The 23,979-nt window shown below is 73.0% G+C and carries 21 protein-coding genes; 10 read left to right on the plus strand and 11 right to left on the minus strand.

Annotated elements, in window-relative coordinates:
- Window positions 1-101 precede the first annotated feature (101 nt).
- Window positions 102-680: an HAD family hydrolase gene (locus tag E1292_RS38460; protein WP_132603083.1), complete on the minus strand. Its 579-nt coding sequence runs from the start codon at window positions 678-680 to the stop codon at window positions 102-104.
- A 128-nt stretch (window positions 681-808) separates the two neighbouring features.
- On the opposite strand from E1292_RS38460, the gene E1292_RS38465 reads away from it, so the two are divergent.
- On the plus strand, window positions 809-1,627 hold the full coding sequence (locus tag E1292_RS38465; protein WP_132603086.1) for a DUF4253 domain-containing protein: 819 nt from the start codon (window positions 809-811) through the stop codon (window positions 1,625-1,627).
- Between the two features lie 277 nt (window positions 1,628-1,904).
- On the opposite strand, the gene E1292_RS38470 is transcribed toward E1292_RS38465, so the two are convergent.
- On the minus strand, window positions 1,905-2,738 hold the full coding sequence (locus E1292_RS38470; protein ID WP_132603089.1) for an SAM-dependent methyltransferase: 834 nt from the start codon (window positions 2,736-2,738) through the stop codon (window positions 1,905-1,907).
- A gap of 166 nt (window positions 2,739-2,904) precedes the next feature.
- Window positions 2,905-4,176 (minus strand): helix-turn-helix domain-containing protein, encoded by a 1,272-nt coding sequence (locus tag E1292_RS38475; RefSeq protein ID WP_132603092.1) that lies wholly within the window; start codon window positions 4,174-4,176, stop codon window positions 2,905-2,907.
- 222 nt (window positions 4,177-4,398) lie between these two features.
- Between E1292_RS38475 and E1292_RS38480 the strand changes: the two genes are divergently transcribed.
- From E1292_RS38480 to E1292_RS38500, 5 genes are all read left to right on the plus strand, one after another.
- Entirely contained in the window at window positions 4,399-5,139 is a 741-nt protein-coding gene (locus E1292_RS38480; RefSeq protein WP_132603095.1) for a hypothetical protein, read from the plus strand.
- Window positions 5,140-5,916: 777 nt separating this feature from the next.
- On the plus strand, window positions 5,917-6,132 hold the full coding sequence (locus E1292_RS38485; protein ID WP_132603098.1) for a hypothetical protein: 216 nt from the start codon (window positions 5,917-5,919) through the stop codon (window positions 6,130-6,132).
- Between the two features lie 79 nt (window positions 6,133-6,211).
- On the plus strand, window positions 6,212-7,003 hold the full coding sequence (locus tag E1292_RS38490) for a maleate cis-trans isomerase family protein (RefSeq protein ID WP_132603101.1): 792 nt from the start codon (window positions 6,212-6,214) through the stop codon (window positions 7,001-7,003).
- On the plus strand, window positions 7,000-8,175 hold the full coding sequence (locus E1292_RS38495) for an FAD-dependent oxidoreductase (RefSeq protein ID WP_132603104.1): 1,176 nt from the start codon (window positions 7,000-7,002) through the stop codon (window positions 8,173-8,175). The genes E1292_RS38490 and E1292_RS38495 overlap by 4 nt, the downstream gene beginning before the upstream one ends.
- A gap of 55 nt (window positions 8,176-8,230) precedes the next feature.
- On the plus strand, window positions 8,231-9,655 hold the full coding sequence (locus E1292_RS38500; RefSeq protein WP_132603107.1) for an RNA polymerase sigma factor: 1,425 nt from the start codon (window positions 8,231-8,233) through the stop codon (window positions 9,653-9,655).
- Window positions 9,656-9,703: 48 nt separating this feature from the next.
- On the opposite strand, the gene E1292_RS38505 is transcribed toward E1292_RS38500, so the two are convergent.
- The gene (locus tag E1292_RS38505; protein WP_132603110.1) at window positions 9,704-11,626 is read right to left on the minus strand and encodes a Xaa-Pro dipeptidyl-peptidase; all 1,923 of its coding nucleotides are present in this window, start codon (window positions 11,624-11,626) and stop codon (window positions 9,704-9,706) included.
- Between the two features lie 255 nt (window positions 11,627-11,881).
- On the opposite strand from E1292_RS38505, the gene E1292_RS38510 reads away from it, so the two are divergent.
- Window positions 11,882-12,541 carry a FadR/GntR family transcriptional regulator gene (locus tag E1292_RS38510; protein WP_132603115.1) on the plus strand — a complete coding sequence of 220 codons (660 nt, stop codon included), beginning with the start codon at window positions 11,882-11,884 and terminating at the stop codon, window positions 12,539-12,541.
- Between the two features lie 37 nt (window positions 12,542-12,578).
- Here the strand turns inward: E1292_RS38510 and E1292_RS38515 are convergent, their stop codons facing one another.
- Together E1292_RS38515 and E1292_RS51755 are read right to left on the minus strand one after the other, a co-directional pair.
- A complete protein-coding gene (locus E1292_RS38515; protein ID WP_132603118.1) occupies window positions 12,579-13,223 on the minus strand; it encodes a class I SAM-dependent methyltransferase in 645 nt (214 codons plus the stop codon).
- 418 nt (window positions 13,224-13,641) lie between these two features.
- Complete coding sequence (locus E1292_RS51755) at window positions 13,642-14,709, minus strand: hypothetical protein (protein WP_165974967.1); 1,068 nt, start codon at window positions 14,707-14,709, stop codon at window positions 13,642-13,644.
- A gap of 88 nt (window positions 14,710-14,797) precedes the next feature.
- Here E1292_RS51755 and E1292_RS38525 point away from each other — a divergent pair, with 88 nt between their 5' ends.
- The 3 genes from E1292_RS38525 to E1292_RS55980 are packed head-to-tail and all read left to right on the plus strand — an operon-like array spanning window position 14,798 to window position 16,718.
- The gene (locus E1292_RS38525; RefSeq protein WP_132603124.1) at window positions 14,798-15,853 is read left to right on the plus strand and encodes a sensor histidine kinase; all 1,056 of its coding nucleotides are present in this window, start codon (window positions 14,798-14,800) and stop codon (window positions 15,851-15,853) included.
- A complete protein-coding gene (locus E1292_RS38530) occupies window positions 15,823-16,497 on the plus strand; it encodes a response regulator transcription factor (protein WP_132603127.1) in 675 nt (224 codons plus the stop codon). The genes E1292_RS38525 and E1292_RS38530 overlap by 31 nt, the downstream gene beginning before the upstream one ends.
- 5 nt (window positions 16,498-16,502) lie before the next feature.
- Entirely contained in the window at window positions 16,503-16,718 is a 216-nt protein-coding gene (locus tag E1292_RS55980) for a CDGSH iron-sulfur domain-containing protein (protein WP_246090623.1), read from the plus strand.
- Window positions 16,719-17,695: 977 nt separating this feature from the next.
- Here the strand turns inward: E1292_RS55980 and E1292_RS38545 are convergent.
- From E1292_RS38545 to E1292_RS38565, 5 genes are all read right to left on the minus strand, one after another.
- The gene (locus E1292_RS38545) at window positions 17,696-18,685 is read right to left on the minus strand and encodes an iron-containing redox enzyme family protein (protein WP_132603130.1); all 990 of its coding nucleotides are present in this window, start codon (window positions 18,683-18,685) and stop codon (window positions 17,696-17,698) included.
- Between the two features lie 113 nt (window positions 18,686-18,798).
- Entirely contained in the window at window positions 18,799-19,119 is a 321-nt protein-coding gene (gene nirD, locus E1292_RS38550; RefSeq protein ID WP_132603133.1) for a nitrite reductase small subunit NirD, read from the minus strand.
- Complete coding sequence (gene nirB / locus E1292_RS38555) at window positions 19,116-21,545, minus strand: nitrite reductase large subunit NirB (protein ID WP_132603136.1); 2,430 nt, start codon at window positions 21,543-21,545, stop codon at window positions 19,116-19,118. Before nirB ends, nirD begins: the two co-directional genes overlap by 4 nt.
- Window positions 21,542-22,936, minus strand: coding sequence for an FAD-dependent oxidoreductase (locus E1292_RS38560; protein ID WP_132603139.1), 1,395 nt, complete (start codon window positions 22,934-22,936; stop codon window positions 21,542-21,544). The genes nirB and E1292_RS38560 overlap by 4 nt, the downstream gene beginning before the upstream one ends.
- Window positions 22,933-23,979, minus strand: a 1,047-nt coding sequence (locus E1292_RS38565; RefSeq protein WP_165974968.1) for a molybdopterin oxidoreductase family protein, incomplete at its 5' end; no start/stop codon positions are given. The genes E1292_RS38565 and E1292_RS38560, both read right to left, overlap by 4 nt.

Raw genomic sequence — 23,979 nt, forward strand, 5'->3', positions numbered from 1 at the left:
GTCGCGCAGCTCGCCCGGCATGGGTGGGGGCGCCCCGCCTGGCCGTCGCGCGAGCGGGAGCGGCCCGCCTGGCCGTCGCGCGAGCGGGGGCGGGTCCGGCCTCAGCCCAGCACGGCCGCGAGGTCCTGGTAGGTGCGGTAGTGCACGGCGGTCATGCCGAGCGCCCTCGCGGCCTCCACGTTCTGCAGCCGGTCGTCGACGAACAGGCAGCGCCCTGGCTCGGCCCCGGCGCGCTCCGCGGCGATCTCGTAGATCCGCCGGTCGGGTTTGGCCACGCCGACCCTGGCACTGCTCACCACGTCGTCGGCGAAGCCGGTGAGCCCCAGCAGGTCGAGGTGCTGTTCCAGGGTGTCCATGGCGTTGGTCACGATGACCACGGGCACCTCCTGCCGCGCCCTGGACAGCAGCGCCCTGACCTCTTCGTCCACCCAGAAGCGGATCTTCATGAACTCGCCGACGGCCTGGCGGGCCCGCTCGTCGCCGCCGAGCGCCACGGCGATCGACTCCGCCCACTGGGTCTCGGTGACGTGGCCGAGCGTCGGCGGCATGATCAGTGCGGGGTCGAAGGCCGTCTTCATCAGGGGCAGGCCGTAACGGGCTTCGATGTCGGCCTGGGCGGCGTGGTCGAAGTGACGCAGCACGCCGTCGAGGTCGGACAGAACAGCGGCGAAGGGGATCACAGTCCCTCATTGTGCCGTGTGCGCCGCCCTGGCCAGTAGCCATGACTTTTCCGGCGCCGCCGAAGGTGCTCAGGTAACGGTCGGCACTACCATCTCCGAGACAGGATTCGGTATCGGAACGGTAGGGCATGGACGATCACCGGCTGCCACGCGAGCTGTGCAGGCTGTTCGCCGACGGCGGCAGGGGGCGACGGCTGCCCGCCGGGCTGCCGCCTGGCGACGTGGTCTGGCCCGACCCCGGCTACACCCGGCAGGGCGAGGCCGCGCGGCCGGCGTTCTGGATGAGCGACGAACCGGCGACGGGCGAGGACTGGGCGCTGCTGCGCGCCTGGCACGCGCACAGCGGCCTGTGGCCGGTGCTGCTGGACGAGTCGGCGCAGCCGTGGGCGGTCGGGCAGGTCGTGCCGGACGATCCTCGCCAGATCGATCACTTCACCGCCGAGGGGTTCATGACCGAGGTGTGGGAGGAGTGGGTGGCGCAGATGCCGAAGGACGCGCTGGCCGAGCTGGAGCCGTACGGCGCCATCTGTCCCGGTCCCGCCGCGCCCGGCGGGCTGAAGGCCGAGCCGGAGGCGGTCGCCGACTGGCTGGCGGGCGAGCTGGCGGCCAAGGGGATGCCGCTCGGCCTGGTCGCCGCCGGCCGGGGAGCGGACGCGCTGGCGGTCATGGGCTGGCAGGGCGCGCTGCACCACAACGAGTGGATGGTCCCGCTGGCGGCGGTCGTGCGCAGCTGGGAGGACCGGTTCGGGGCGCGCGTGGTCAGCGTCGGGTTCAACACGCTCGACCTGAGCGTGGCGGCGCCGCCGGACGACCCGGAGCACGCCTTACACGTGGCGGCGGAGCACTGGGCCTTCTGCCCGGACAACGTCGTCCAGGGGCCGGGCGACCTGCAGGGCTATGCCGAGCAGATCTTGGGCCGGCACGCGTGGTCCTTCTGGTGGGACTGAACCGGCGGCACGGCCGTCCCCTTCCCCGAGCCCTGGTGGGACCGGACCGGCGGCACGGCCGTCCCCTTCCCCGAGCCCTGGTGGGACCGGACCGGCGTCACGGCCGTTCCCTGGGCGCGCGGCGGCCCTCTCGATCGGGACGACGGCGCGGCCCGCGCCGGCGCCCTTCGTGCCCGCGGCGCCGGCGTCCGGCGTCGGGCCTTCCAGGGGCCCGGCCGGCGAAGAAGCCGGGCCCTCTGCGGCCGCCCCCGAGCCGTAGCCGTCCCCACGGCCGGGCTCACGGGATGCGCGCCACGGCGCCGTAGGTGCCGGACGAACTCGGTTGGTCGACGCACGCGCTCTCGTGGCCGTCCGGCCGCCATTCCGGGACCCACACCAGTCCCGGATCTACCAGCACCAGACCTTCGAGCAGCGCCTCAACCTCCTCCCTCGTGCGAATCGCGTGCCCGGGCAGCGTCATCGCCAACAGGTCGTGTATGGCGGGCAGCAGCTCCGGGGGGATCGCGTCGAACGTGGTCTGCAGCAGCGACAGGTAGCTCCGTTCGGGAACGGCCTGCCGGATCCGCTTGATCACGTAGTGGAAGAACTCGTCGTCGTTCAGGCTGTGGGTCGACAGCAGCAGCACGGCCATGGGCCGGTCCCAGTCGAGGAACGTCTGCAGGACCCTGTCATCGAGGATGTCGTCGATCTCGCGTACGTCGCCCTCTACAACGCGTACGAGGTCGGTGACGGGCTCGATGGTCGCCCTCGCTCCGGCGAGCACCATCGGGTCGTTCTCGACGTACACCACACGTGGCGCCGAGCCGTCCAGGGCATCGCGGGCGATGTCGTGCAACTGCCTGCCGGGCGGCAGGCCGCTGGGGACACCACTCCCGACGATCACGAACTGGTCCACACCCACGCTCGCCAGATGACGGACCACACGGCACAGATAGTGGAGCACGGCCCGTGCGGCCGTCGTCGTGATCGGGGCTGCCTGGTCGTACCGGCGTACCGCGTCACGGTCCGCCACGAAGTTGTTCTTTCCACCTGCGGCGGCGTCGAGAATACGGGTGATCCTTGCTTGGGTCAGCTCCAGCTTCGCCAGGTTTCGGATGGCACGCTGACGCATTGAGTGTTGCCCCTTTCCCCTCGCCCACTATCTCGGGAAAAGCTGTCCTTTCGGACCCCACTCGATGACCCACACCATATGATCCTCGCTACGGAGCAGATGACAACACGAAAAGCCATTAGTTTTCGGTATATATGCGTTACCCTACCTCGCGCATAATGATCATTTACGCGGGAAAGAGATCATTTCCCAGTGAACGCGAAAGTCGTTCGCGATGGGAATTCAACACCTCGAAGGTCTCTTCGCGGGTGGTCGTCGTCACCGACAGTTTGGTGAAGGCCTGGTGGTACGACTCCACCGCCCCGCCCTCGGTGACCAGCTCGTCGGACTCGATGCCGTGGGCGCACGCGATGTCGGCCTCGAACTCCTCGGCGAAACGCCAGATGGTGAACGGGCCGGTGCGCGGCACGTACGCCGGGTCGTCCATCGGCACGACGTGCAGCGAGACGTTGGGCCGCTTGGCGTGGTCGAGCAGCAGGTCGAGCTGGCGGAGCTGGACGTGCGGCCCCGCGATGGAGCGGGTCAGCACGCTCTCGTCGATGATCGCCCACAACACGGCGCCGCTCTCACCGGCCATGGCCTCCTGGCGGGCCAGCACGAGGGCGAGCGCCTCGTCGACCGTCCGCTGCCCGAGGATCGCCGGCCCCGACGCGGCGAGCGCGGCCCTGGCGTAGTCGTCGGCCATCAGCAGCGGCGGGACGAACTGGTTGTGGTAGGTGCGGATCACCGTGGCCCGCTGTTCGAGCGCGTAGGCGGCGGCCAGCCAGACGGGCACCGAGTGCGCGTCGTACCAGGCGGTCTCGCGTTCGCCTCTGGCCAGCGACATCACGTAGTCGCGAACGGGCGGGGCGGTGACGCCGTAGACGGTGAGCAGGCGCTCGGCCGTGATGGGCGCGGGCGCGATGCGGCCCTCCTCGATGGCGGGGATCGCGGCCGCGCCCTTGCCGAGCGCGGTCTCCACCTGCTCGACGGAGAGCCGGGTGGCCTGGCGCAGGCCGTGCAGCCGCTTGCCGAGCGCCCTGCGCTGCGAATCGCTCAGGGGCGCCGCCGCGTCGGGGATGCCGGCGGCGGGCGCGGGCTCGTCGGGCAGGCCCTCGGCCTTGCGGGCGAGCTCGACCACGCCGTGCAGGACGGCGAGCGAGCTCTCCGACAGGCCCGAGGCGGACCGGCCGATGGTGGCCGCCCGCAGCTGGAGCTCCTCCACGCTGCCCGACTCGAGGTAGTCGTCGCCCACCAGCCAGCCGACGCTCACCTGCAGGCAGGAGGCCAGCGCCCTGAGCACCTGGAGCGTCGGGTTGGTCTGCTTGCCCGTGCGCAACTGACTGACATAGGCACGCGTGATCGGGATGCCCGCCTCCGTCAGAGTGGAGGCGACCTGCGCGCCGGTGAAGCCGCGCTTGGTCAGCGCGAGATCGAGCCGTTCGGCGAAGTTCGCCACGGCACACCTCCTACCGCCCGTGAACTCATCCAGCGTAAGGGACGCGGGCCTCGCTGTCCCCTGCCATGTGGGCAAGCTCTGTCCAGCGGGCAGGTATCAACATATGCGCAAACTGTCAGTTGACACACCCCCCTTTCTCAGCAGACTATCGGAGCGCATGGAAAGTGAGACTTAACAGCCAGGCGGTTCTGGAGAGAGTCCTCGACGAGGAGGTGGCCGGACGTGACCATGGATTCCTCGGGCAGTTCCTGGTTCCAGGAGGATCCGGCCCCGAGCAGGCAGGAGCAGGTGGTCCAGCGCATCTGCGCCCGCGTCGCCGGTTCCGGCGTGCACGTCGCGAGCCTGCCGCTCGGCGGTGTCCAGGTCTGGCTCGACAGCCCCCGCCACCGCTGGCGCTTCTACCACCGGATGGCCCGCGAGCTGCGGCTGGCCGGCTGGCACACGGAGACGGGACCTGATCGGCTGCTGTTGCTCGGGTGGAGTGCGGTCTGCCTGAGCCACCGGGCCAGGATGCTGAGGGCGGCCCTGGCGGGACGGCTGGCCGACTTCGACAGGACGGCGTTCACCGCCGTCATGATCGCCACCCGGCTGCGTCACGACGGATTCCCGGCCGACGACCTTCCCGGCGAGGTGGAGGACCGTTGCTGCGACGCGCTGCGCTGGCCGGCCCGGCTGGCCGATCTCGACGGTCTCGAACGCGGGTCGTCGCTGGAACCGCTGCGGCTCAGGCTGGCCCAGGTGGCCGGGCTGGAGGCCAAGGTGGCCCGGCGCTGCGGCGAGCATCTCGCGCTCGCCTCGAAGGTGGCGCGTACGGTGGCCGGCGGTGCGGCGCCGGCCAGGTCACACGCAGGGGAATCAGGTGACTCCGGCTCCTCCACGGCGGGCCTGACGGAACGCATGGTCGGCGTCAGCGTCCCCAACAGCGTCCCTGATGGGGCCCTGAGCGCGGGAACGGCCCGATGAGGCGGGCCGTCCCCTCCGGCGGGCCGGGCGCGGTGACGCTCGGCACGCCCCGTCACTGCCCGGACGCGGCGGCGGTCGTCGCGACCGCGTCCCGGCAGGCCTCGACCGGTGGGCGGCCGGTCAGAGGCACATGTGCGCCGGCCCCGGCGCTTCCTCGCCCCTCCGGCATCGTGCGGCACGTGCCCGACCTAGTCGGCGCGGTGCTGTTGACCAGCGCGGTAGCGGCTGGCGTGCTGGTCAAATCGAGGGGTTGCGCCTGGGGTCGGTATACGTCGCGTCCGCCGGACCAGGCGGGCGCATTCGCGGAGCCGCGTGCGGGGTCGCCCACGACCCCGCGCCGGCGCCGCGCGAACGCGGCCGGCCTGCCGGCGGAGGCGGCGACCCCGGTCGCCGAACCCCGCCGGCGAGCCTCCGCGCTCGCCGCCACCGGCACGGAGGCGGTGCGGGGTGGGGAGATCGGCGTGACGGGCGCCACGGTACTGATCGACCGGCCGTTTCTGAGGCCGGCGCCCAGGCACGCCTCCGTGCGGGTGGCCGTTTCACCGGCCGCCGCCTTGCTCGCCGCCACGGCGCTGGTGCGGGTCGCCGTGGCTGCGGGCCGTGAGACCGGACCTCGATCTCAACGCGCGGCGGAAGAGGGGCCGGCGATCAGCCGCCGGCTCCTCACCCGGTCGCGCGCCGAGCGAGTACGGAGCGCCGGTCGGCGGCCGGCCCGCCGCCGAGTTCCCCGGCATGTCCCCTTACAGGGTCATCGACCCGCGACCGACAGGAGCGATCATGCTCACCGATGAACTGCGCAGGCCGCAGCCGCACGAAGTGCACGCCCGGGGCGTACGGCCCGGCGCGCCGCCGCCGTCCTGGGGCGAGGACCAGGACGACGTTCCGTCACCGGCGGAACCGGCGCGCAGCGTGCACCGGCTGCGCCGCATCCGGCAGGTGTCCGTCCAGGCCATCACCGAGATCGATCAGGCGCTGCGGCACCGCGCCCAGTGACCTTCCCGCCTTCCCCTCGCAGGAGGAACCCCATGCGCACCGTCCTCGCCCCCGCACCCGCACGTCGCGGGGGGGTGCAGTGAGCCGCGGCAGGGTCGGGGTGATCGTGGCGCCCGCGAACCCCTCCGCGGAGCCCGAGCTGACCCGCCTGCTCGGGTCGCGTGCCGACATGCACGTCACCCGCTTCCCCGTTCAACACCCGATCCCGGCGGCCCGGCACCCGCTTTCCGCGGGACGCCCCGGTCCCGCCCTGGCCGAGCGGCTGGAGGGCTACAACAAGGCCCTGCCCGCCATGGTGCACGCCTTCGACGGCCTGCCGCTGAGCGCGATGGTCATGGCCTGCAGCGAGCCGCGCTACCTGCTCGACCCCGACCAGGACCGCGAGCAGTGCGCCGAGCTGACGGCCAGGACGGGAGTGCCGTTTGCCTCCGCCACGCTGGCCACGCGGGAGGCGATGGAGCACATCATGGTGAGCGACATCGTCCTGGTCTCGCCGTACCAGCCGTGGCTGACGGAGCTGGCCGAGCGGTTCTGGAAGAAGGCCGGGCTCACCGTCACCCAGGTGGTGCAGGTCCGCGCGGCGGGCGGTTACTCGCCGTACACCGTGACACCGGCCGAGCTGATCAGGCAGGTCGAGCTGGCGGACCTGCCCGGCGACGCCGCGCTGCTGTTCACCGGCTCGGGGACGGCCACGCTGCCCGTGCTGGGGCCGCTCAGCACCGGCAACGACCGGGTCCTGCTGACCTCCAACCTCTGCACGGCCTGGTGGGCGCTGTCGCGGGCCATCGGCCGGCCGGTGACGCTCAGCCGCGTGCCCTACCGGCGCCACATGGCCGCCTCGAACGGGGCGCGCGTGGGAGGCATGGCATGAACGGCGTCATCGTGGTCGGCGCGGGCCCCGCGGGGCTGACCGCGGCCCTGTCGCTGGCCCGGGCGGGCATCCCGGTCACCGTGCTGGAGGGCGAGAACGAGCTCAACAGGCAGCCGCGGGCGTGCACCTTCCATCCGGCCACCCTCGACCTGCTCGACGACCTCGGCGTGGCCTCCCGGCTGGTCGCCGAGGGCCGCGTCGTCGACCGCGTGCAGTGGCGCGACAGGTCCGGGATCGTGCTGGCCGAGATGGGCATGAACCGGCTGGACGGCCTGACCAAGCACCCTTTCAGGATCCACGCCGACCAGGCTTCACTGACCCGGTTGCTGCTCTCCGCCCTCAGTGTCCACCCGGACGTGGACGTGAGGTTCGGCACCCGCGTGGACGGTGTGGCGGAGGGCGGGACAGGGATCCGGGTCCGCGTCGGCCACACCTGGACGCGGGCCCGGTACATGATCGCCGCCGACGGCGCGCACAGCACGGTGCGGAGCTCGCTGGGGCTGCCGTTCCCCAGGTCCACGTATCCGACGCAGGCGCTGCGGGTGTTCAGCGACTCGCCGCTCGACCGGCTGCTGCCGAGCCTGGCGCCGCTGACGTACGTACGCGACGTGCAGCAGTCGTGCACCCTGCTCGGGCTGCCCGACCACTGGCGGATCATCTTCAAGATCCCCTGCGACACGCACGAGCCGCTGTCGCCGGCCAACCTGACCCTGCTCATCCGGCGGGCCCTGCCGGGCGCGAGCGAGCCCATCCGCGTGACGGGCGCCGACCGGTTCGCCCTGTCGCGGGGGGTGCTGACCTCGTACCGGTGCGGGCGGGTGCTGTTCGTGGGCGACGCCGCGCACCTGACCTCGACGGTCGGCGGGCTCAACATGAACGCGGGCATCCACGACGCCGTCGAGCTCGGCCAGGTGGTCGCGGCGGTGATCGGCGGCTTCGCCCAGCCCGCCGCGCTGGAGGCGTGGGCGTGGCGGAGGCGCTCGGTGCTGCTGCAGCGGGTGGTCCCCCGCGGGCAGACCCGGCCGGCGGGCGTGCGGGAGCACGACAGCGCCAGGCTGGCGGCGGCCATGGCGGGGCTGCGGGCCATCGCCGGCGACCCGGAGGCGACCCGCGCCTACCTGGCGCAGGCCTCGCTGCTGGACACGGTCCCCAACTCCGCCGGGAGGACATGAGCATGCCCCTGTGACCTCAGGCTCCCGCGTACCGACCGAGGAGGTGTGACACCGGATGTGGCGAACCCTGTCTGACGACGCGCGCCAGGCCGTTCGCGACCTGTGCGACAAGCACGGAGCCCGTCTCTACGACTACTGCCGCACCGAGCTCGCCGCGGGCGACGCCGAGCAGGCGGTCGCGGGCGCGGCGCTGACGGCGCACCTGTACGCGGACCGCGTGGGCGATCCCGGCCTGCGCCGCCCCTGGTTGTACGCGGTGGCCCGGGCGCACCGCGCGGTGGTCGCCAAGCCGGCCAGCATCGGCTCGTGGTCGCGTCCCGGCCGCATGTCCGAGCTGCTGCCCGAGGCGCTGCTGTCCCTGGAACGGCCGCAGCGCGAGCTGCTGGACCTGTCCGTACGGCACGGCCTGTCGGACACCGAGCTGGCCGTGCTCTTCGAGATGGGCCAGAGCGAGGTGCGCGCCACCGTGACCGAGGCCGCGGCCGGCCTGGAGGAGTGGTTCGCCGCGATCATCGCCGCGCGGGCCCCCGACGGCTGCCCCGATCTGACGGCACGGGTGGCGGACTGGGTCAGCGCGCCCGGCCGCCGCGCCAGGGCCCGGATCGGCCGCCACATCCAGTCCTGTGCGACCTGCCGGGCCGCGCCCAGGACCGTGACGGCGGCGGCGCTGCTGCGCCGCCTGCCGATCGCGGCACTGCCCGGCACACTTCCCAGCCGGCTGGCGTCGGCGCAGCCACTGCCTGGCGAGGGGCCTATCTGGCGGGCGGACGGCTTTCCTGTGCAGGCCCGCACACTGGTGGAGTCCGGCTCCGCGCCGCCTCCCCCGGTCGCCGACGCCACGCCATCCGTCCCGGTCGCCGACCCCACGACGGCGACCTCGGGAAAGCCCTGGTCGGCGGCGGGCGCGGCCGCCGCCGACCAGGAGCCTCCCGCCGCTCCCGCCGTACGCGGGCGGCACCCGTTCACGCCGCCGAGTCGCACGCGGGCCTTCCGCGGCGGCGCCGGCAGCGACAAGCTCGTCTACAGCGCCATCATCAGGGGCGACAGCAACGGGTCGTCGCACGGCGACGGCGCGATCATCAGGTACGGCGGGATCCCTCTGAACGGCGCCGTGCACGGCCCCCTCAACGGCCGCGCGAACGGTCACGCGAACGGCCCCCCGAACGGTCACGCGAACGGTCACGCGAACGGTCACGCGAACGGTCACGCGAACGGCTTCGGCGGCGGACCCGGCGGGGACGGCGCCGAGGAGTTCTGGCGGAACCGGCCCGAGGACGACGACGACCCCGATGCGGGCGCGCCGGTCAGGACCGTGGTGCGGCTCGCGCTGCTCCTCGGGGTGGGCCTGCTGGCGGCGGGGCTGGTCTGGGTCCTCATGAACGCGGGCGGGCAGCAGGCGGTGATCACCAAGGCCGCCGCGCAGTCGGACGTACGGCCGGCGGAGCCCGGCGGCTCCGCCGGGCTCCGCCCACTGGCGTGACGCGAGCAGGGGGCCCTGGGCTCCCGGCGGAGCCCAAGGCCGGTGCGGTCAGAAGAAGTGGAACCCGGGCTCGGGCTCCGGCAGATCCACCCGCTCGGGACCGCGGAACCTGGCGGTGTCCTTCGGTACGTCGGTCAGCGGCGTGCCGAGCACGAACGGGACGACGACGCGGCTGCCTGCCAGGTCGACGGTGACGTTGGCGCCGGTGCCGGTCTCCCCGCTGTAGGTGGCGTCGGTGCCGGCGATCACCAGGCCGATCCGGTGGCCCTTCCTGAACGTGTAGTCCTGCGGCAGCGTCAGCCACTTCACCGTGCCGTACTCGCCGGGGGGCAGCGGCTCGGCGTGGCTGAGCGAGTGGCGGTTCTGCACGTCGATCCAGCCGCGGGCGACGATCTCGAGCGGCCGGGTGGCCACGTTGGTGACGACCTTGCGGTAGCAGGCGTCGTCGGCCGCGGTGCTCTCGCCGTGGCAGTCCTCCTCGGTGAGCGTGGTGATGCCCTGGCCGCGCCGCCAGTCGACGCGGCTCTCCTCGCCGAGGTCCACGAGCAGGGCGGTCAGGTTGGAGGTGGGCTTGTCCAGCTTGACCCGCAGGTCGGCGGTGGGCGTGCCGGACAGGCGCAGGTCGAGCGGGAGCGGGCCGGTGGTGAACGCCACCCGCCCCGGGTTCGCCGTGCCGATCTCGGCCACCATGTCGCTCTCGCTCATGGCGACGTCGGCGAAGGAGGCGGTGCTCTTCCTGGGAGCGGGCTTGAGCCCGAGCGTGCCGTCGGGCGCGGGCCGTAGCGACGCCTTGACCGCGAACGGCGCCGGCCAGTCGCGCTGGGTGATCCACCGCGCCGGGCCGATCTCGACGTCGGCGCGGGGCTCGCGGGTGATCCCGTTGCGGACGCCGTGCAGCCAGTGGTCGAACCAGCGGTGCAGCGTCTCCACCCACAGGGTCCTGCGGCCCTCGAAGTCGAACGGGTCCACGTGCTGGGTCTGGCCGACCCAGATCTTGCGCGGCACGTTCCTGTCGGCCAGCGCCTTCCACCAGGCGGAGAAGTTGTCGGGTTTGACGTTGAGGTCGTTGACCGTGTGGACGACGAAGACGCTGGCCCTGACCTTGGAGACGTCGCCGAGCAGGCCGTCGATGTAGTCGCGCTCGGCCCAGAACCGGTTGAAGTCGCCGGTGTCGTCGCCGTCCTCGGCGTCCATCCGGTCACGCACGGCCTGGCACTTGGCGGCGGGGTCGGTGTCGATGTAGCCGGCCAGCCAGGAGGCGTAGTCGTAGTTGTAGATGACGCCGTTGGAGCGCTGGTACTTGTACCAGGAGCTGATCGCGGAGATGGGCACGATCGTCTCCAGGCCCTTCACGCCGGTGGCCGCGACGGCGTTGGCGAGGGTGCCGTCGTACGACTTGCCGATCATGGCGGACCTGCCCGTCGTCCAGTCGGCCACGGCCGGGGTTCCGTCGGCCCTGAACGCCCTGGCGCGGCCGTTCAGCCAGTCGATGACGGCCTTGCCGCCCAGCACGTCCGCCTTGCCGCCGATGTCGGGGCAGCCGTCCGACCTGGTGGTGCCCAGCATGTCGACGTTGAGGACGGCGTAGCCACGGGGGACGAAGTAGTTGTCGTAGAAGAGCGGAAACTTGACGACATTTCCGGCGTCGTCGTATTCCTTGCGCTCTCCCTCGTTGCCACGGCCGGAATTGTCGTAGTACGGGCTCTCGTCGATGATCACCGGCACCTTGAGCCCGGGACCGGACTCCTTGGGCCTGATGATGTCCACACGGACCTTGTCGAGGGCGCCGTCCTGGTCGCTGTCGACGGTGGACTCGACGTACACGTGCTCGCGGACGGCGTCCGCGTAGGAGAAGACCGGTTGTGTGCGGCCGTTCTCGACGGTGATCGCAGGGGCGGCGGCCGCCTGGGCCGGGGTCGCGACCGCCAGGGTGAGGGCGACGGCGACGAGGGCCGGGCGTAATTGTGACACGCGTGACCTCCGGGAAAATTGACCCAAATAACCTGCAATCTCGCAGACGGCGGGGAACCTGACAAGATTCCGGACCTGGATGCCGAGGACCGAGTTTCCGGGCCGCCTGCCGGGCGGCGTGCTCGAACGGCCCGCCGCGGGACAGGCCGCCGCCTGACAGCGATCACATCGTTACCCGCCCTCGCGACGCCGTCACCAGGCCCGGCCCGCGCAACGTCTAGGGTGGATGGTCAACAGCCGATGAGGAGAAGGTGCATGCGAAACGTCGCCCGGACCTCGCTCGTGGACTCCGCCATCGACGAGCTGCGCCGCGAGATCGCCAGCGGGGTGTGGCCGGTCGGCACCAAGATCCCGTCCGAGAGCCAGCTCGCCCAGAGCCTGGGCATGAGCAGGCTGTCCGTACGCGAGGCGGTGCGCGTGCTGGCGCACGCGGGGCTGCTGCACACCCGGCAGGGTGACGGCACCTACGTGACCGCGACCGACGAGTCCAAGATCGCCCTGCGCCGCCGCCTCGACACCGCCGCCGCCATGGACATCATCGACGTGCGCCGCGGGCTCGACCTCGTGGCCGCCAGGCTGGCGGCCGGCCGGCGCACCGAGCAGGACCTCGCCGCGATGCGGGAGGCGCTGGCCCGCAGGGACGCGGCGGGCGTCGAGGGCGACCTCGACGGCTTCGCCGACGCCGACGTCGACTTCCACCTGCGGGTGGCCGACGCCGCGCACAACGCGCTGCTCGGCGACCTCTACCGCAGCATGGGCGACGCGCTGCGCGACAGCGTCAGGGACCAGGAGCAGGCGGCGCTCGACCCCGACAGCTCCCACGCCGACCTGCTGCAGGCGATCGCCGACAGCGACGCGGCACGCGCGGTCGCGGTCTGCGTCGCCATCCTCGACCGGCAGGAACGCGGCCTCTAGAGCCCTTCGACCGGTAGACGGCGGGCGACGACAGGCGTCACGCGTCCGGCTTACGCGCGCGCCCGAGAATGTGCGGCAGCGCCGGAGTGGAAGGCACCGGCCTGTGCGAGAAGCGCGTCTGCTCCTCGATCACCAGCCCGGCCTCCCTGATGGCCCGCGCGGTGTCGCGGTTGGGGCGGCACCCGCCGGCCACCACGCGCCACAGCGGCGTGACGAGGTCCTGCAGCACGCCCAGCGCCGGGCCGCGCGAGCGCACGTGCTCGTAGAACCGCAGCTCCCCGCCCGGCCTGAGCACCCTGCGCACCTCGGCGAGCGCGACCGCCTGGTCGGGCACCGAGCACAACACCAGCGACACCACGGCCGCGTCGAACCCGCCGTCTTCGACGGGCAGCGCCCCGCCATGCCCGGCCACCACGCGCACGGGCACCGGCGCCCCGCCCGCGGCCCGCTCCGCCGCCGACCGCAGCAGGTCCTCCGGCTCGACCGCGACCACCTCGCGCACCTCGGGAGGGTAGTGGCGGAAGTTCATCCCGTTGCCCGCGCCGATCTCCACCACCCGCCCGGCCAGCCCGGCCAGCAGCCGCTGCCGGTGCTCGGCCGTCCCCGACCGCTCCGACTCGGCGCTCATCCGTTCGTACGCTCGCGCGAAGCGCGGACGCTGGAATTTCGACAGATCCCGCATGCCCCCACGTTAGGCCCCTGACGCGCCGCCGACGCGTCCCGAACGAGCGAGCACTCTCCGTATCGGCCCGTGGCACGCCGCCCAGGCTCGCCGCCTCGCGGCCGCACCCGTGCGGGGCCGGTGCCCGGTTCGCGGCCAGCGTAAACGCCACCCGACGAGATACCGATGGACGGCCGCCGCCACCCGCGCCCGGAACTTACTCACGGTGACGCTTCACAGACACTCATGAGACCGTTCAGAGCTGCGATCGTTGCCACTCTGAGACCAGCGCCCGGGGCGACGCCTATAGCGTCCCTTCAGTGCCGCTACTAGACGCGAACCCCGGGCCCCTTCCGCAGCGCGAGGACGCCGAGCGCTGCGACCACGTGGAGTCAGGACGGCGTTGCGTGCTCCCGGCGATGCACCGGAGCTCGCACGTCTACGCGCCGGTGGACGCCGCCGTGTAGACGCCGCCGGGCCTGCGCCGCAGCCAGTACGCGAGCACGGCCGCGCCGAGCAGCACCCCCCACAGCGGATACGGCCACAGCAGCAGCGCCCAGAGTTCCCCGCGTTCGACGGCGTTGACCGCCAGCCCCGGCGATGCCAGGCAGCAGGCGCCCGCCACCGCTCCCCCGAGGACGACGGGGAGCGGCACGGGCACGGGACGCCCGCGCAGCATGGGGATCCAGCGCGGGAACACCTCTCCCCACCTGCTGATCAGGCCCAGGGTGAGCACGCAGGCGGTCACGGCCGCGAAGGCGAGCATCAGTCCCTGCAGCCTGAGCGGCAGGTCGATCGGCCCGGATATGTCGGTCGGCCACGGCGTCAGCCAGGTCAACCGGTAGAGGGCGTAGGGCAGCGGGCACAGAGCCGCCCCGACGGTGGCGACCCTGCCCCACCGCCGCGCCTGCACCGGCCCGGCCCAGCGGGGCAGCGCTCCGCCGAACAGGCGGAAGGTGATCCACGCCCAGGCGGCGAACGCCGCCATGTCGGCGAGCGTCCAGGCCAGGCGGCCCGCGTACGAGCGCAACCCGGCCGTGACGTTGCCCGCGTATGCCCACAGGGCGCCGCCGAGGAACACGGCCACGGCGGCGCCGGCCACGACCAGAGCGGCGAGCGCGACGTAGCCCCAGATCCTGCCGAGGGCGCAGGCCCTGACGACGGGCACGGCGAGGGCCACGGCGAGGGCCACCGGCAGGGACAGCCCCATCACGTAGCCCAGGACCGACATGACGCCGGCGTCGGACATCACGACGCCGAAGAACAGCACCTGGACGACGGCGCCCGCCCTGACCAGCGGGTGCGGCCGGCCGGAGAGCAGCGCGACGGCCAGTCCCGCGAGACCGGCGGCGAGCGTCATCGCGCCGCCCACGTCGTGCTCGAACAGGTGCGAGAGCGAGACGGTGACGCGGTCGCGAGCACCGAAGGGGTACGACGCCGGAGTCGTCCACCACAGCGCGCCGACGGCCGTCACGGCCAGTGACAGCAGTACTCCGAGTGGTTTCATGGCAGCTCACGCTAGGAAGCCGGGCCGGCCGCCGCCTCCCCCACGTGAGGGAGGTGCCCGCGCGGCCCGTCGGCTAGCTTCTGGAACTGTGACCATTCACTGGAGGGCGGTGCTCTACCAGCTGCTGGGGGCGGCGCTGCTGACACCGGTGGCGGCGGTCCTGGCGCTGCTCCTGGTGACCGAGATCTCGCTGGCGCGGGTGTTGTTGTTGTGGGCGGCATGCCTGCCCGCGTCGGCTCTGGTGGCCTGCGTGCCGCTGGTGGGGAGGCTGGAGGTCGTCGCGCTGAGGGAGTTGCTCGGCGTGGCGGTGCCCGAGCATCCGGACCGTGTCTACCTGGCGGTCCTGACGGCCCTGCACCTGTTCGTGGGGGCCACGCTGAGCGCGGGCGCGCTGGCGCTGGCGCCCGGCGTTCCCGCGGCGCTCTCGCCCGGCCGCTGGCGGGCGGACCCCGGCGCGGTGGCGCAGGTCCTGCTCCTGATCGTCGTGGTGCTGGCGGTGATGGCGGGCGCGGGGCTCGGGCAGCAGCGGGCGGCCCGCAGGCTGCTGCGGGCTGACCCGTCGCGGGTGATCGAGGAGCTCGGCCGCCGCCAGAGCCTGGCCCTGGAGTTGCACGACTCGGTGGGGCACGCGCTGAGCGTCATCCTCGTGCAGGCCATGGCGGCCCAGACGGCGCTGCGACGGCAGGAGACGGTCCCGGTGGCGGAGCAGTCGCTCGGCCACCTCATGGGCGCGGCCCGCGACGCCCAGCAGGAGCTGGACGTGCTGCTCCGCGTGCTCGACGAGGGCAGCGAGGCCCGGACGCCCACGCTGGAGTCCCTGGACGTCCTCGTCCACGGGCTGGCTGTCGAGTGCCGGGCCGACCCCGTGGACCGGGTGCCGGAGGCGGCGTCGCGGACGGCGTACGCGATCGCCAGGGAGGCCGTCACCAACGCGCTCAGGCACGGGCGCGGGCCCGTCAGGCTGGACCTGGCGGTCGGTGCGGACGTCGTCCTCACCGTGGAGAACGAGGTCGCCGGGCGGCCCCCGTCAGGGGCCGGGCGCGGGCTGGTGGGGATGCGGATGCGGGCGCGCCTGGCCGGGGGGACGTTCGAGCAGCAGGAGGTGGACGGCACATGGCGGATCACGGCAAGAATCCCCAGGTGATCAGGGTCGTGCTGGCCGACGACGAGCCGCTCATCCGCTCGGGCTGGGCCACCGTGCTCTCCGTGCACGACGACATCGAGGTGGTCGCCGAGGCGGCCGACGGCCACGCCGCCGTCGAGCACGGCCGGACGGCCGACGTGGTGCTCATGGACATCCGCATGCCCGGGATGGACGGCCTGCGCGCCACCGACGAGCTGGCCCGCAGCGCGCCCGGCACGCGGGTCATCGTGGTCACCACGTTCGAGAACGACCAGCTGGTCTGGGCCGCCCTGCGCGCGGGCGCGGCCGGTTACGTGCTCAAGCGCTCTCCCGCGTCCGACCTCGTCACCGCCATCCGGGTGGTCCACGGCCGGGACGCGGTGTTGTTCCCCGACGCCCTGCGCCGGCTGGCCGCCCCGCGCCGGGACGCGGCGCACGTGCCCGGCCTCACCCCCAGGGAGCTCGACGTCGTACGCCTGCTGGCCAGAGGGCTGAACAACACCGAGATCGCCGCCACCCTGTACGTCACCAGGGAGACGGTCAAGACGCACGTCGGCAACGTCCTGGACAAACTCGGCGCCCGGGACCGCACGCAGGCCGTCGTCCGCGCCTACGAGCTGGGCATCGTGGTCGCGGGTGAGAGCGCTCAGCCTTGGGGAAGATGACGGGCATGCGAGACCCGGTCACCGTGACCACCTGCGCCGACGGTCCCCTGCTCATCAGGGGCGACTTCGAGCTGATCACCCAGGACGGCGAGCCCATCGACGCCGGCCGGGCGACCGTCGCTCTGTGCCGCTGCGGCCTGTCCTCGGTCAAGCCGTTCTGCGACGGCTCTCACAAGGCCGGCGGCTTCCGTGCCACGAGCGAGCCGGACCCGCCGCCGTAGCGCGCGCACCGAGTGGGCGGCCCGGCGGATCCGGCCGCCCGAGTACGGCACGCCGCCGGTCAGCGCGGCCCCGAGCGCCAGCCAGCTGCACACGGCCCGCTCCAGCACCCAGAGGGGCGCCGGCAGCGCCGCCGGCGCGGGGAACACCCGCCGCCCGCCCGACCGCCGCCGTCCCGCCTCGGCCAGGCCCACGGCGAGTACCGCCAGCACGGCCGGCCCGGCCGGCCCCGCGCACGCCGGCAGCCGGCCCAGCAGCCCGCGGGGACGCCGGACGGCCAGCGCCGCCAGCGCGGGCAGCACCGACAGGAACGCGGCCATCCGCGCCGGCTGCGCCAGGTCGTCGTAGGCCTGCCGGACGCGCTGCGACCAGAACCGGCGCGCGTCGCACGGGAGGCGGCGGACGTACAGGCCGGGCGCGTGCAGCTCGCGGCCGCCGTGGGCGCGCACGGTGCGGATCAGCTCCAGGTTCTCGAACAGCACGTCGCCGTCGTAACCGCCCATGCGCAGGAAGAAGCCGCGCCGCACGCCGAAGGTGCCCGGGTAGTCGGCGCCGAAGGCGCGGTTGAGCAGCGTGCGGGCGGTGTCCCAGCGGGCGTGCCAGGGCAGCGGGTCGAAGTAGTTCTGCGGCCTGACCAGGTCGGCGCGGGCCAGCAGGTCGTGCACCCCGGTGAGGGCGGGCAGGTCGTAGCGCACGTCGTCGTCGGCGATCACCACGCGGTCGCCCGCGGCCAGCAGCAGCCCGGTCGTGACGCCCGCGACCTTGCCGTTGGCGAAGCGGAGCCCGGCCGCCGGTCGCTCGTGATGGGCGATGCCGCGCCAACGGGCGGCGTGGCGGGCGAAGAGGTCGTCGCGGCTGCCGTCCACCACGATCACCCGCGCGTGCCGGGAGAGCCAGGCCAGGTAGCCGGTCAGCTCACCGAGCCCCTGGTCGTCGTTCCAGCGCAGCGGGAGCACGTAGTCCAGGTCGAGTGCGGTGCTCACGCCGGGACCCGCTCATCGAGCAGCGAGCCCGCCCCGCGTCGCCAGCAGCCCATGACGTGCTCGGCCCACCGCCGTTCGAGCTCCAGCGCGCACGCGGCCCCGTACAGGATGTCGCCCGTCAGCTCGGGATGGGCGGCCGCGAAGCCGCCGCACATGTCGTTGGCCGCGATCTGCTCGTGAACGGCGTCGGCCTGCACGTGCTCGTCGTAGAAGCGGGCGGTCTCCTGGCCGGCGCCGAGCCGGCGCAGGCCCGTGGCGCAGCGGCGGCTGGGCAGCGACGAGGTCATCTCGATCGCCGCCAGGTGGCCGAGCAGCGCCCCGCGCAACCTCCTGTGCAGCCCGAACAGCGACATCACGTTGGACAGGGCCAGCGTGAGGCCGGGGACGCGGTGCAGGTAGGCGCCGTAGGCGTCGTCCAGGCCGAGGCCCCGCATGGTGGTGCGGAACAGTTCGGCGTGCATGCGCTCGCGCCTGCCGCCGCCGTACTCGTCGGCCTGGATCTCCACCAGGGCGGCCTTGGGCCCGCCGCTGAGCCGTGGGATGGCCCAGGTGTGCGGGTCGGCCTCCTTCAGGTGGTAGATCGACCGGTGCACGACGAACTCGCGGAAGGTCGGGAGATCCGCGTCGCGCTGCAGGAACGCGGCCACGGACGGCCCGTCGGCGGAGGAGGTCAGCGCGGTCAGCGCCTGCCGCACCTCGCGCGGCGGCACCGGCTCCGGGCCCGGCACGGCGGCTCTCAGTGCCTCCTCGAACCGCCGCTCCAGCCCGGCCCTGAACCTCAGCAGCCCGAGGTCCCACTCCCAGCGGTCGTCGACCTCGTCGAACCCCTGGTAGTGGAGTTCGTAGCAGGCGAACAGGGCGAGCTGGAGATCGTCGTCGTCGAGCCCGCCGGTCACGCGCGCGTCGGGGAACGGCGCTCCCGGCGCGCCGGCGAGCCGGTCGAACAGCAGCGACGTGATCAGACCACGCGCAGGTGGCAGCCGCATCAGGCACCCCCAGCAGAGCACTCGCAGGACAAGGAGTCGTCAGCAGTCACCGGCACCCCCGCATCCCCCGTACTCCCGCGGTTCAAGCAGGTGGCTGCCCGTGGCCGGGGGCCCTAAACGCTGACCTCCACGCACCCGCCGGCCACCCGTACGGGATAGACCGGGACCGTCACCGCGTCCTCGTCCAGGCAGCGCCCCGACACCAGGCTGAACACCTGCTTGTGCAGCGGCGAGGCGACGGTCGGCTCGCCCTTCCTGGTGCCGACGATGCCGCGGGAGAGCACGTACGCCCCGCTGAACGGGTCCCGGTTGGCCAGCGCGTGCAGGGCGCCGTCGTACGTGCGGAAGACGGCCACCTGCACGTCCCCGACCAGGGCGCAGACGCCGCGTTCCGGCAGCATGGCGTCGTAGTCGCAGACCGGCGTCCAGGTCATCGCGCCACCGCCGGCCTGATCTGGCCGCGCTCGCTGCCGAACACGATCGACGGGTCGGGGACGCCGGGCGCGTTGACGAAGCTGACGAACCTGCTGAGCTTGTCGGGGTCGTCCAGCGTGGCCTGCCATTCGTCGGCGTACGTGGCGATGTGGTGCTCCATCTGCGCGTCGAGGTCGGCGCAGAGGCCGAGCGAGTCTTGCATGATCACCTCACGGAGGTAGTCGAGACCGCCGTCCAGCGACTCGATCCAGGCGGCGGTGCGTTGCAGCCGGTCCGCGGTGCGGATGTAGAACATGAGGAAACGGTCGATGGTCCTGATGAGCTCGTCGGTGCTGAGGTCCTTGGCGAGCAGGTCGGCGTGGCGGGGCCGGAAGCCGCCGTTGCCGCCGACGTACAGGTTCCAGCCCTGCTCCGTGGCGATGATGCCGAAGTCCTTCGACCTGGCCTCCGCGCATTCGCGGGCACAGCCGGAGACGGCCGACTTGATCTTGTGCGGGGAGCGCAGCCCGCGGTAGCGCAGCTCAAGGGCGATGGCCATGCCGACGGAGTCCTGCACGCCGTAGCGGCACCACGTCGAGCCCACGCACGACTTCACGGTGCGCAGCGCCTTGCCGTACGCGTGGCCCGACTCGAACCCGGCGTCGACCAGCCGCCGCCAGATCTCCGGCAGCTGCTCGACCCTGGCCCCGAACAGGTCGATGCGCTGCCCGCCGGTGATCTTGGTGTAGAGGCCGAAGTCGCGGGCCACCTCGCCGATGACGATCAGCTTGTCCGGCGTGATCTCGCCGCCCGGGATGCGCGGCACGACCGAGTACGTGCCGTTCTTCTGGATGTTGGCGAGGAAGGCGTCGTTGGTGTCCTGAAGGGCGGCCCGCTCACCCTCCAGGACGTGCCCGTTGTGCAGCGAGGCCAGGATCGAGGCCACGGCCGGCTTGCAGATGTCACAGCCTCTGCCCTGCCCGTGCTCGGTGATGAGCTGGGAGAACGTGCCGATCTTGCGCACCCGTACGATGTCGAACAGCTCGGCCCGCGAGTACGTGAAGTGCTCGCACAGGCTCTTGCTGACCTCGACCCCCGACTTCTCCAGCAGCTGTTTGAGCATCGGCACGCAGCTGCCGCAGGTCGTGCCGGCCCTGGTGCACGCCTTGATGCCGGCCACGTCGGCGGCCCCGCTCCCGGCGATGGCGGTGCGGATGTCGCCCGCGCACACGTTGTTGCACGAGCACACCTGCGCGTCGTCGGGCAGGTCCAGGTTCGCCGCCCCCGACCCGGTGAACAGCAGGTCGGACGGCGGGGCGGGCAGCGGCTTGCCGACGAACGGCCGCAGCGTCGTGTACGGCGAGGCGTCGCCCACGCAGATGCCGCCGAGCAGCGTCCGCGCGTCGTCGCTGATGAACAGCTTCTTGTAGACGCCGGCCACCGGATCCATGTAGGTGACGTCGAGCGCGCCGTCCATCGCCCCGAACTGCGCCACCTCGACGCCCAGCAGCTTGAGTTTGGTCGACAGGTCGGCGCCGTCGAACGCCGCCCGGCCGCCCATGATCTGCTCGGCCGCCACCTCGGCCATCGTGTTGCACGGCCCGACGAGCCCGTAGATCATGCCCCCGGCCAGCGCGCACTCGCCGACGGCGTAGATGGCCGGGTCGGAGGTGCGCATCGCGGAGTCGACCACGATGCCGCCGCGCTCGCCCACCGCCAGCCCGGCCGACCTGGCCAGCTCGTCGCGCGGCCTGATGCCCGCGGAGAACACCACGACCTGCGCGTCCACCACCGTTCCGTCGGGCTTGCGCAGCCCGGTGACCCGGCCCTTGCCGTCGGTGACGATCTCCTGGACGCCCGCGCCGGCGTGCACGCTCAGCCCGAGCTCCTCGATGTGGGACTTCAGCACCGAGCCGCCGCCCTCGTCCACCTGCCGCGGCATCAGCCAGGGGCTCATCTCGACGATGTGCGCCTTCAGCCCGAGCGCCCGCAGCGCGTCGGCGGCCTCCAGCCCGAGCAGGCCGCCTCCGACCACGACCCCCTCCGCGGCGTCCTTGGCGGCCACCCTGATGGCGTCGAGATCCTCGATGGTCCGGTAGACGTAGGCGTGCTCGGCTCCCGGCACCGGCGGCACGAACGGCGCCGACCCGGTGGCCAGCACGAGCACGTCGTACGGCTCGGCGCCGTCCCCGGTGACGACGTGCCCGGCCTGCCGGTCGATCCCGGTGGCACGGGTGTTCAGCCTGGTCACGACCCCGCCGGGAACGGGATAGGTGAGATCCTCCGCGCTGGTGCCCGACAGGTAGGAGGTCAGCGCCACCCGGTCGTAGGCCGGGCGCGGCTCCTCCCCGATCACGGTGATCCGGCCGTCGAAGCCCTTGTCCGCCAGCGTCTCCACGAACCGGTGCGCGGCCGGCCCGTACCCCACGACGACGATCCTGTTCATACCGAAACCCCTTCCTGCTCGCACAGCCAGCCGACGATGCCCTCCACGGCGCCGCGGCAGGTGCCGCATCCGGTCGTGGCCCGGGTCGCGGCCGCCACTCCGGCCACGTCCCGCGCCCCCGCCTCCCAGCACGCCCTGATCTCGCCCTTGGTCACGTTGTTGCACTGGCAGACCTTGGCCGCGTCCGGCATCAGCGTCGGGCTGTCGGCGACCGGCGTCGCCGCCGCCCCCGGGAACAGCAGGCCGGCCCGGTCGCCGGGCAGCGGCCCGCCGCGGTCGAACAGCTGGGTGAGCGTGCCGACGACGTCGCTCTCGCCCAGCAGGATCGCGCCGACCAGCCGGCCGTCACGGATGACGAGCTTGCGGTAGGTGCCGCGGGCCCGGTGGCTGAACCGCACCACCTCGGCGTGCTCCTCGCCGAGCTGGGTCTCGCCCATCGCGGCCAGCTCGACGCTCCTGGCCTTGAGCCGGGTGACCAGCCGGGAACCGCGGTAGCGGGCCTTGCCTCCGGTGATGACGTCAGCGGCCACGGCGGCCTGCTCCCAGGCGGGCGCGACCAGGCCGTAGACGGTGCCGTCATGCTCGGCGCACTCGCCGACGGCGAAGATCGACGGGTCGTCGGTGCGCAGTTCGTCGTCCACCACCACACCGCGCCGCACCCGCAGGCCAGCCTCCGCGGCCGGCCCGGTCACCGGGCGCACGCCGCAGGCCAGCACGACCAGGTCGGCCGCGACCAGCTCGCCGCCGGCCAGCCGGACGCCGTCCTCCCGCACCTCCTCGGCGCTGACCCCGGTGCGGATCTCCACGCCCAGGCCGGCCAGCGTCTCGCCGAGCACCTCACCGGCCTCCACGTCGAGCTGGCGCTCCATGAGGTGCCCCGCCAGGTGCAGCAGCGTGACCGGCAGGCCCCGCCCGGCCAGGCCGCGGGCGGCCTCGATGCCGAGCAGGCCGCCGCCGACGACCACGGCCCTGCGGGCGTGCCCGGCGGCGGCCATGATGCGCTCGCAGTCGCCGAGCGTGCGGAACGGGATGGCCCGCTCCACGCCGGGGACGGGCGGCACGATGGCGTCGCTGCCCGTGGCCAGGACCAGCAGGTCGTACGGCTCGCGCCGCCCGCCGTCGGTCACGACGTGCCCGGTCTCCCTGTCGATGCGGGTGACCGCGCTGCCGAAGACCGCCTCCACGTCGTGCGCGTCGTACCAGGAGGAGTCCACCAGGCGTACCTGTTCCGGGCGCGAGCTGCCGGCCAGCACGTTGGACAGCAGCACCCGGTTGTACGGCAGGCACGCCTCCGCGCCGAAAACGGTGATCCTCATGTGGGGGTCGCGGGCGCGCACCTCGCTGACCAGCCGCGACCCGGCCATCCCGTTGCCCACGACGACGAGTCTCATGAGTCCCTCTCCACTCTGACCGCGCAGACCTTGAATTCCGGCATTCCGGACACCGGATCGAGGGCCGGGTTGGTGAGCCGGTTGGCGCCCTCCCAGTGGAAGGGCATGAACACGGTGTCGCTCCTGATGGCCGCGCTGATCCTGGCCACCGCCTTCGTCTCGCCCCGGCGGCTGCTGACCCGCACGACGTCCCCCGGCGCGATGCCGAGCTGCTCGGCCAGGTCGGGATGGAGCTCGGCGAACGGCTCGGGAGCGGCCTGGACGAGCGGCGTGATCCTGCGGGTCTGCGCGCCGCTCTGGTACTGGGCCAGCACCCGGCCGGTGGTCAGATGGACGGGATAGTCCTCGTCGATCTCCTCGGCCGGCGGCCGGTGCTGGACGGGCACGAACCTGGCCCGGCCGTCCGGCGTGGCGAAGGAGTCGAGGAACGGCCTCGGCGTGCCCGGGTGCCCGGCCGACGGGCACGGCCAGAACACGCCGGTCTCGCCGGCGATGCGCTCGTAGGTGATGCCGGAGTAGTCGGCGAGCCCGCCCGCGCTGGCCCGGCGCAGCTCGTCGAACACGGCGGCCGGCTCGCTGTCGAAGCGGTGACCCAGCCGCCCGGCGAGCCCGGCGATGACGTCCAGGTCGCTCCGGACGCCCGGGGGCGGGTCGACGGCACGGCGGCGCAGCAGCACGCGGCCTTCGAGGTTCGTCATGGTGCCGTCCTCCTCGGCCCACTGCGTGACCGGGAACACCACGTCCGCCAGCACCGCCGTCTCCGACATGACGACGTCGCAGGCCACGAGCAGGTCGAGGGCGCCGATGCGCTCGGCCACGTGCTCGGCAGCGGGGGCCGAGATGACCGGGTTGGAGCCGAACAGCAGCAGCGCGCGCGGCCCGTCCGGGGTGCCGAGCGCGTCCAGCAGCTCGTACGCCGACCGTCCCGGCCCCGGCAGGTCGTCGGGGCGCACCCCCCACACGGCGGCGACGTGCTCGCGGGCGGCCGGGTCGTCGATCCTGCGGTAACCGGGAAGCTGGTCGGCCTTCTGCCCGTGCTCCCG

This window comes from Nonomuraea deserti, assembly GCF_004348685.1.
GTDB classification, from domain to species: Bacteria; Actinomycetota; Actinomycetes; order Streptosporangiales; family Streptosporangiaceae; genus Nonomuraea; species Nonomuraea deserti.

Bases quoted from the DNA above. Each gene is read 5' to 3' on its own strand.
- nirD (WP_132603133.1), bottom strand. From the start codon at position 19,119: ATGACCTGGACGCCGGTCTGCGACTACGACGCCATGCTGCCGGAACGC.
- E1292_RS51755 (WP_165974967.1), bottom strand. From the start codon at position 14,709: ATGAAACCACTCGGAGTACTGCTGTCACTGGCCGTGACGGCCGTCGGC.
- nirB (WP_132603136.1), bottom strand. From the start codon at position 21,545: ATGAACAGGATCGTCGTCGTGGGGTACGGGCCGGCCGCGCACCGGTTC.
- E1292_RS38495 (WP_132603104.1), top strand. From the start codon at position 7,000: ATGAACGGCGTCATCGTGGTCGGCGCGGGCCCCGCGGGGCTGACCGCG.
- E1292_RS38485 (WP_132603098.1), top strand. From the start codon at position 5,917: ATGCTCACCGATGAACTGCGCAGGCCGCAGCCGCACGAAGTGCACGCC.
- E1292_RS38465 (WP_132603086.1), top strand. From the start codon at position 809: ATGGACGATCACCGGCTGCCACGCGAGCTGTGCAGGCTGTTCGCCGAC.
- E1292_RS38510 (WP_132603115.1), top strand. From the start codon at position 11,882: ATGCGAAACGTCGCCCGGACCTCGCTCGTGGACTCCGCCATCGACGAG.
- E1292_RS38530 (WP_132603127.1), top strand. From the start codon at position 15,823: ATGGCGGATCACGGCAAGAATCCCCAGGTGATCAGGGTCGTGCTGGCC.
- E1292_RS55980 (WP_246090623.1), top strand. From the start codon at position 16,503: ATGCGAGACCCGGTCACCGTGACCACCTGCGCCGACGGTCCCCTGCTC.
- E1292_RS38470 (WP_132603089.1), bottom strand. From the start codon at position 2,738: ATGCGTCAGCGTGCCATCCGAAACCTGGCGAAGCTGGAGCTGACCCAA.
- E1292_RS38560 (WP_132603139.1), bottom strand. From the start codon at position 22,936: ATGAGACTCGTCGTCGTGGGCAACGGGATGGCCGGGTCGCGGCTGGTC.
- E1292_RS38515 (WP_132603118.1), bottom strand. From the start codon at position 13,223: ATGCGGGATCTGTCGAAATTCCAGCGTCCGCGCTTCGCGCGAGCGTAC.
- E1292_RS38545 (WP_132603130.1), bottom strand. From the start codon at position 18,685: ATGCGGCTGCCACCTGCGCGTGGTCTGATCACGTCGCTGCTGTTCGAC.
- E1292_RS38500 (WP_132603107.1), top strand. From the start codon at position 8,231: ATGTGGCGAACCCTGTCTGACGACGCGCGCCAGGCCGTTCGCGACCTG.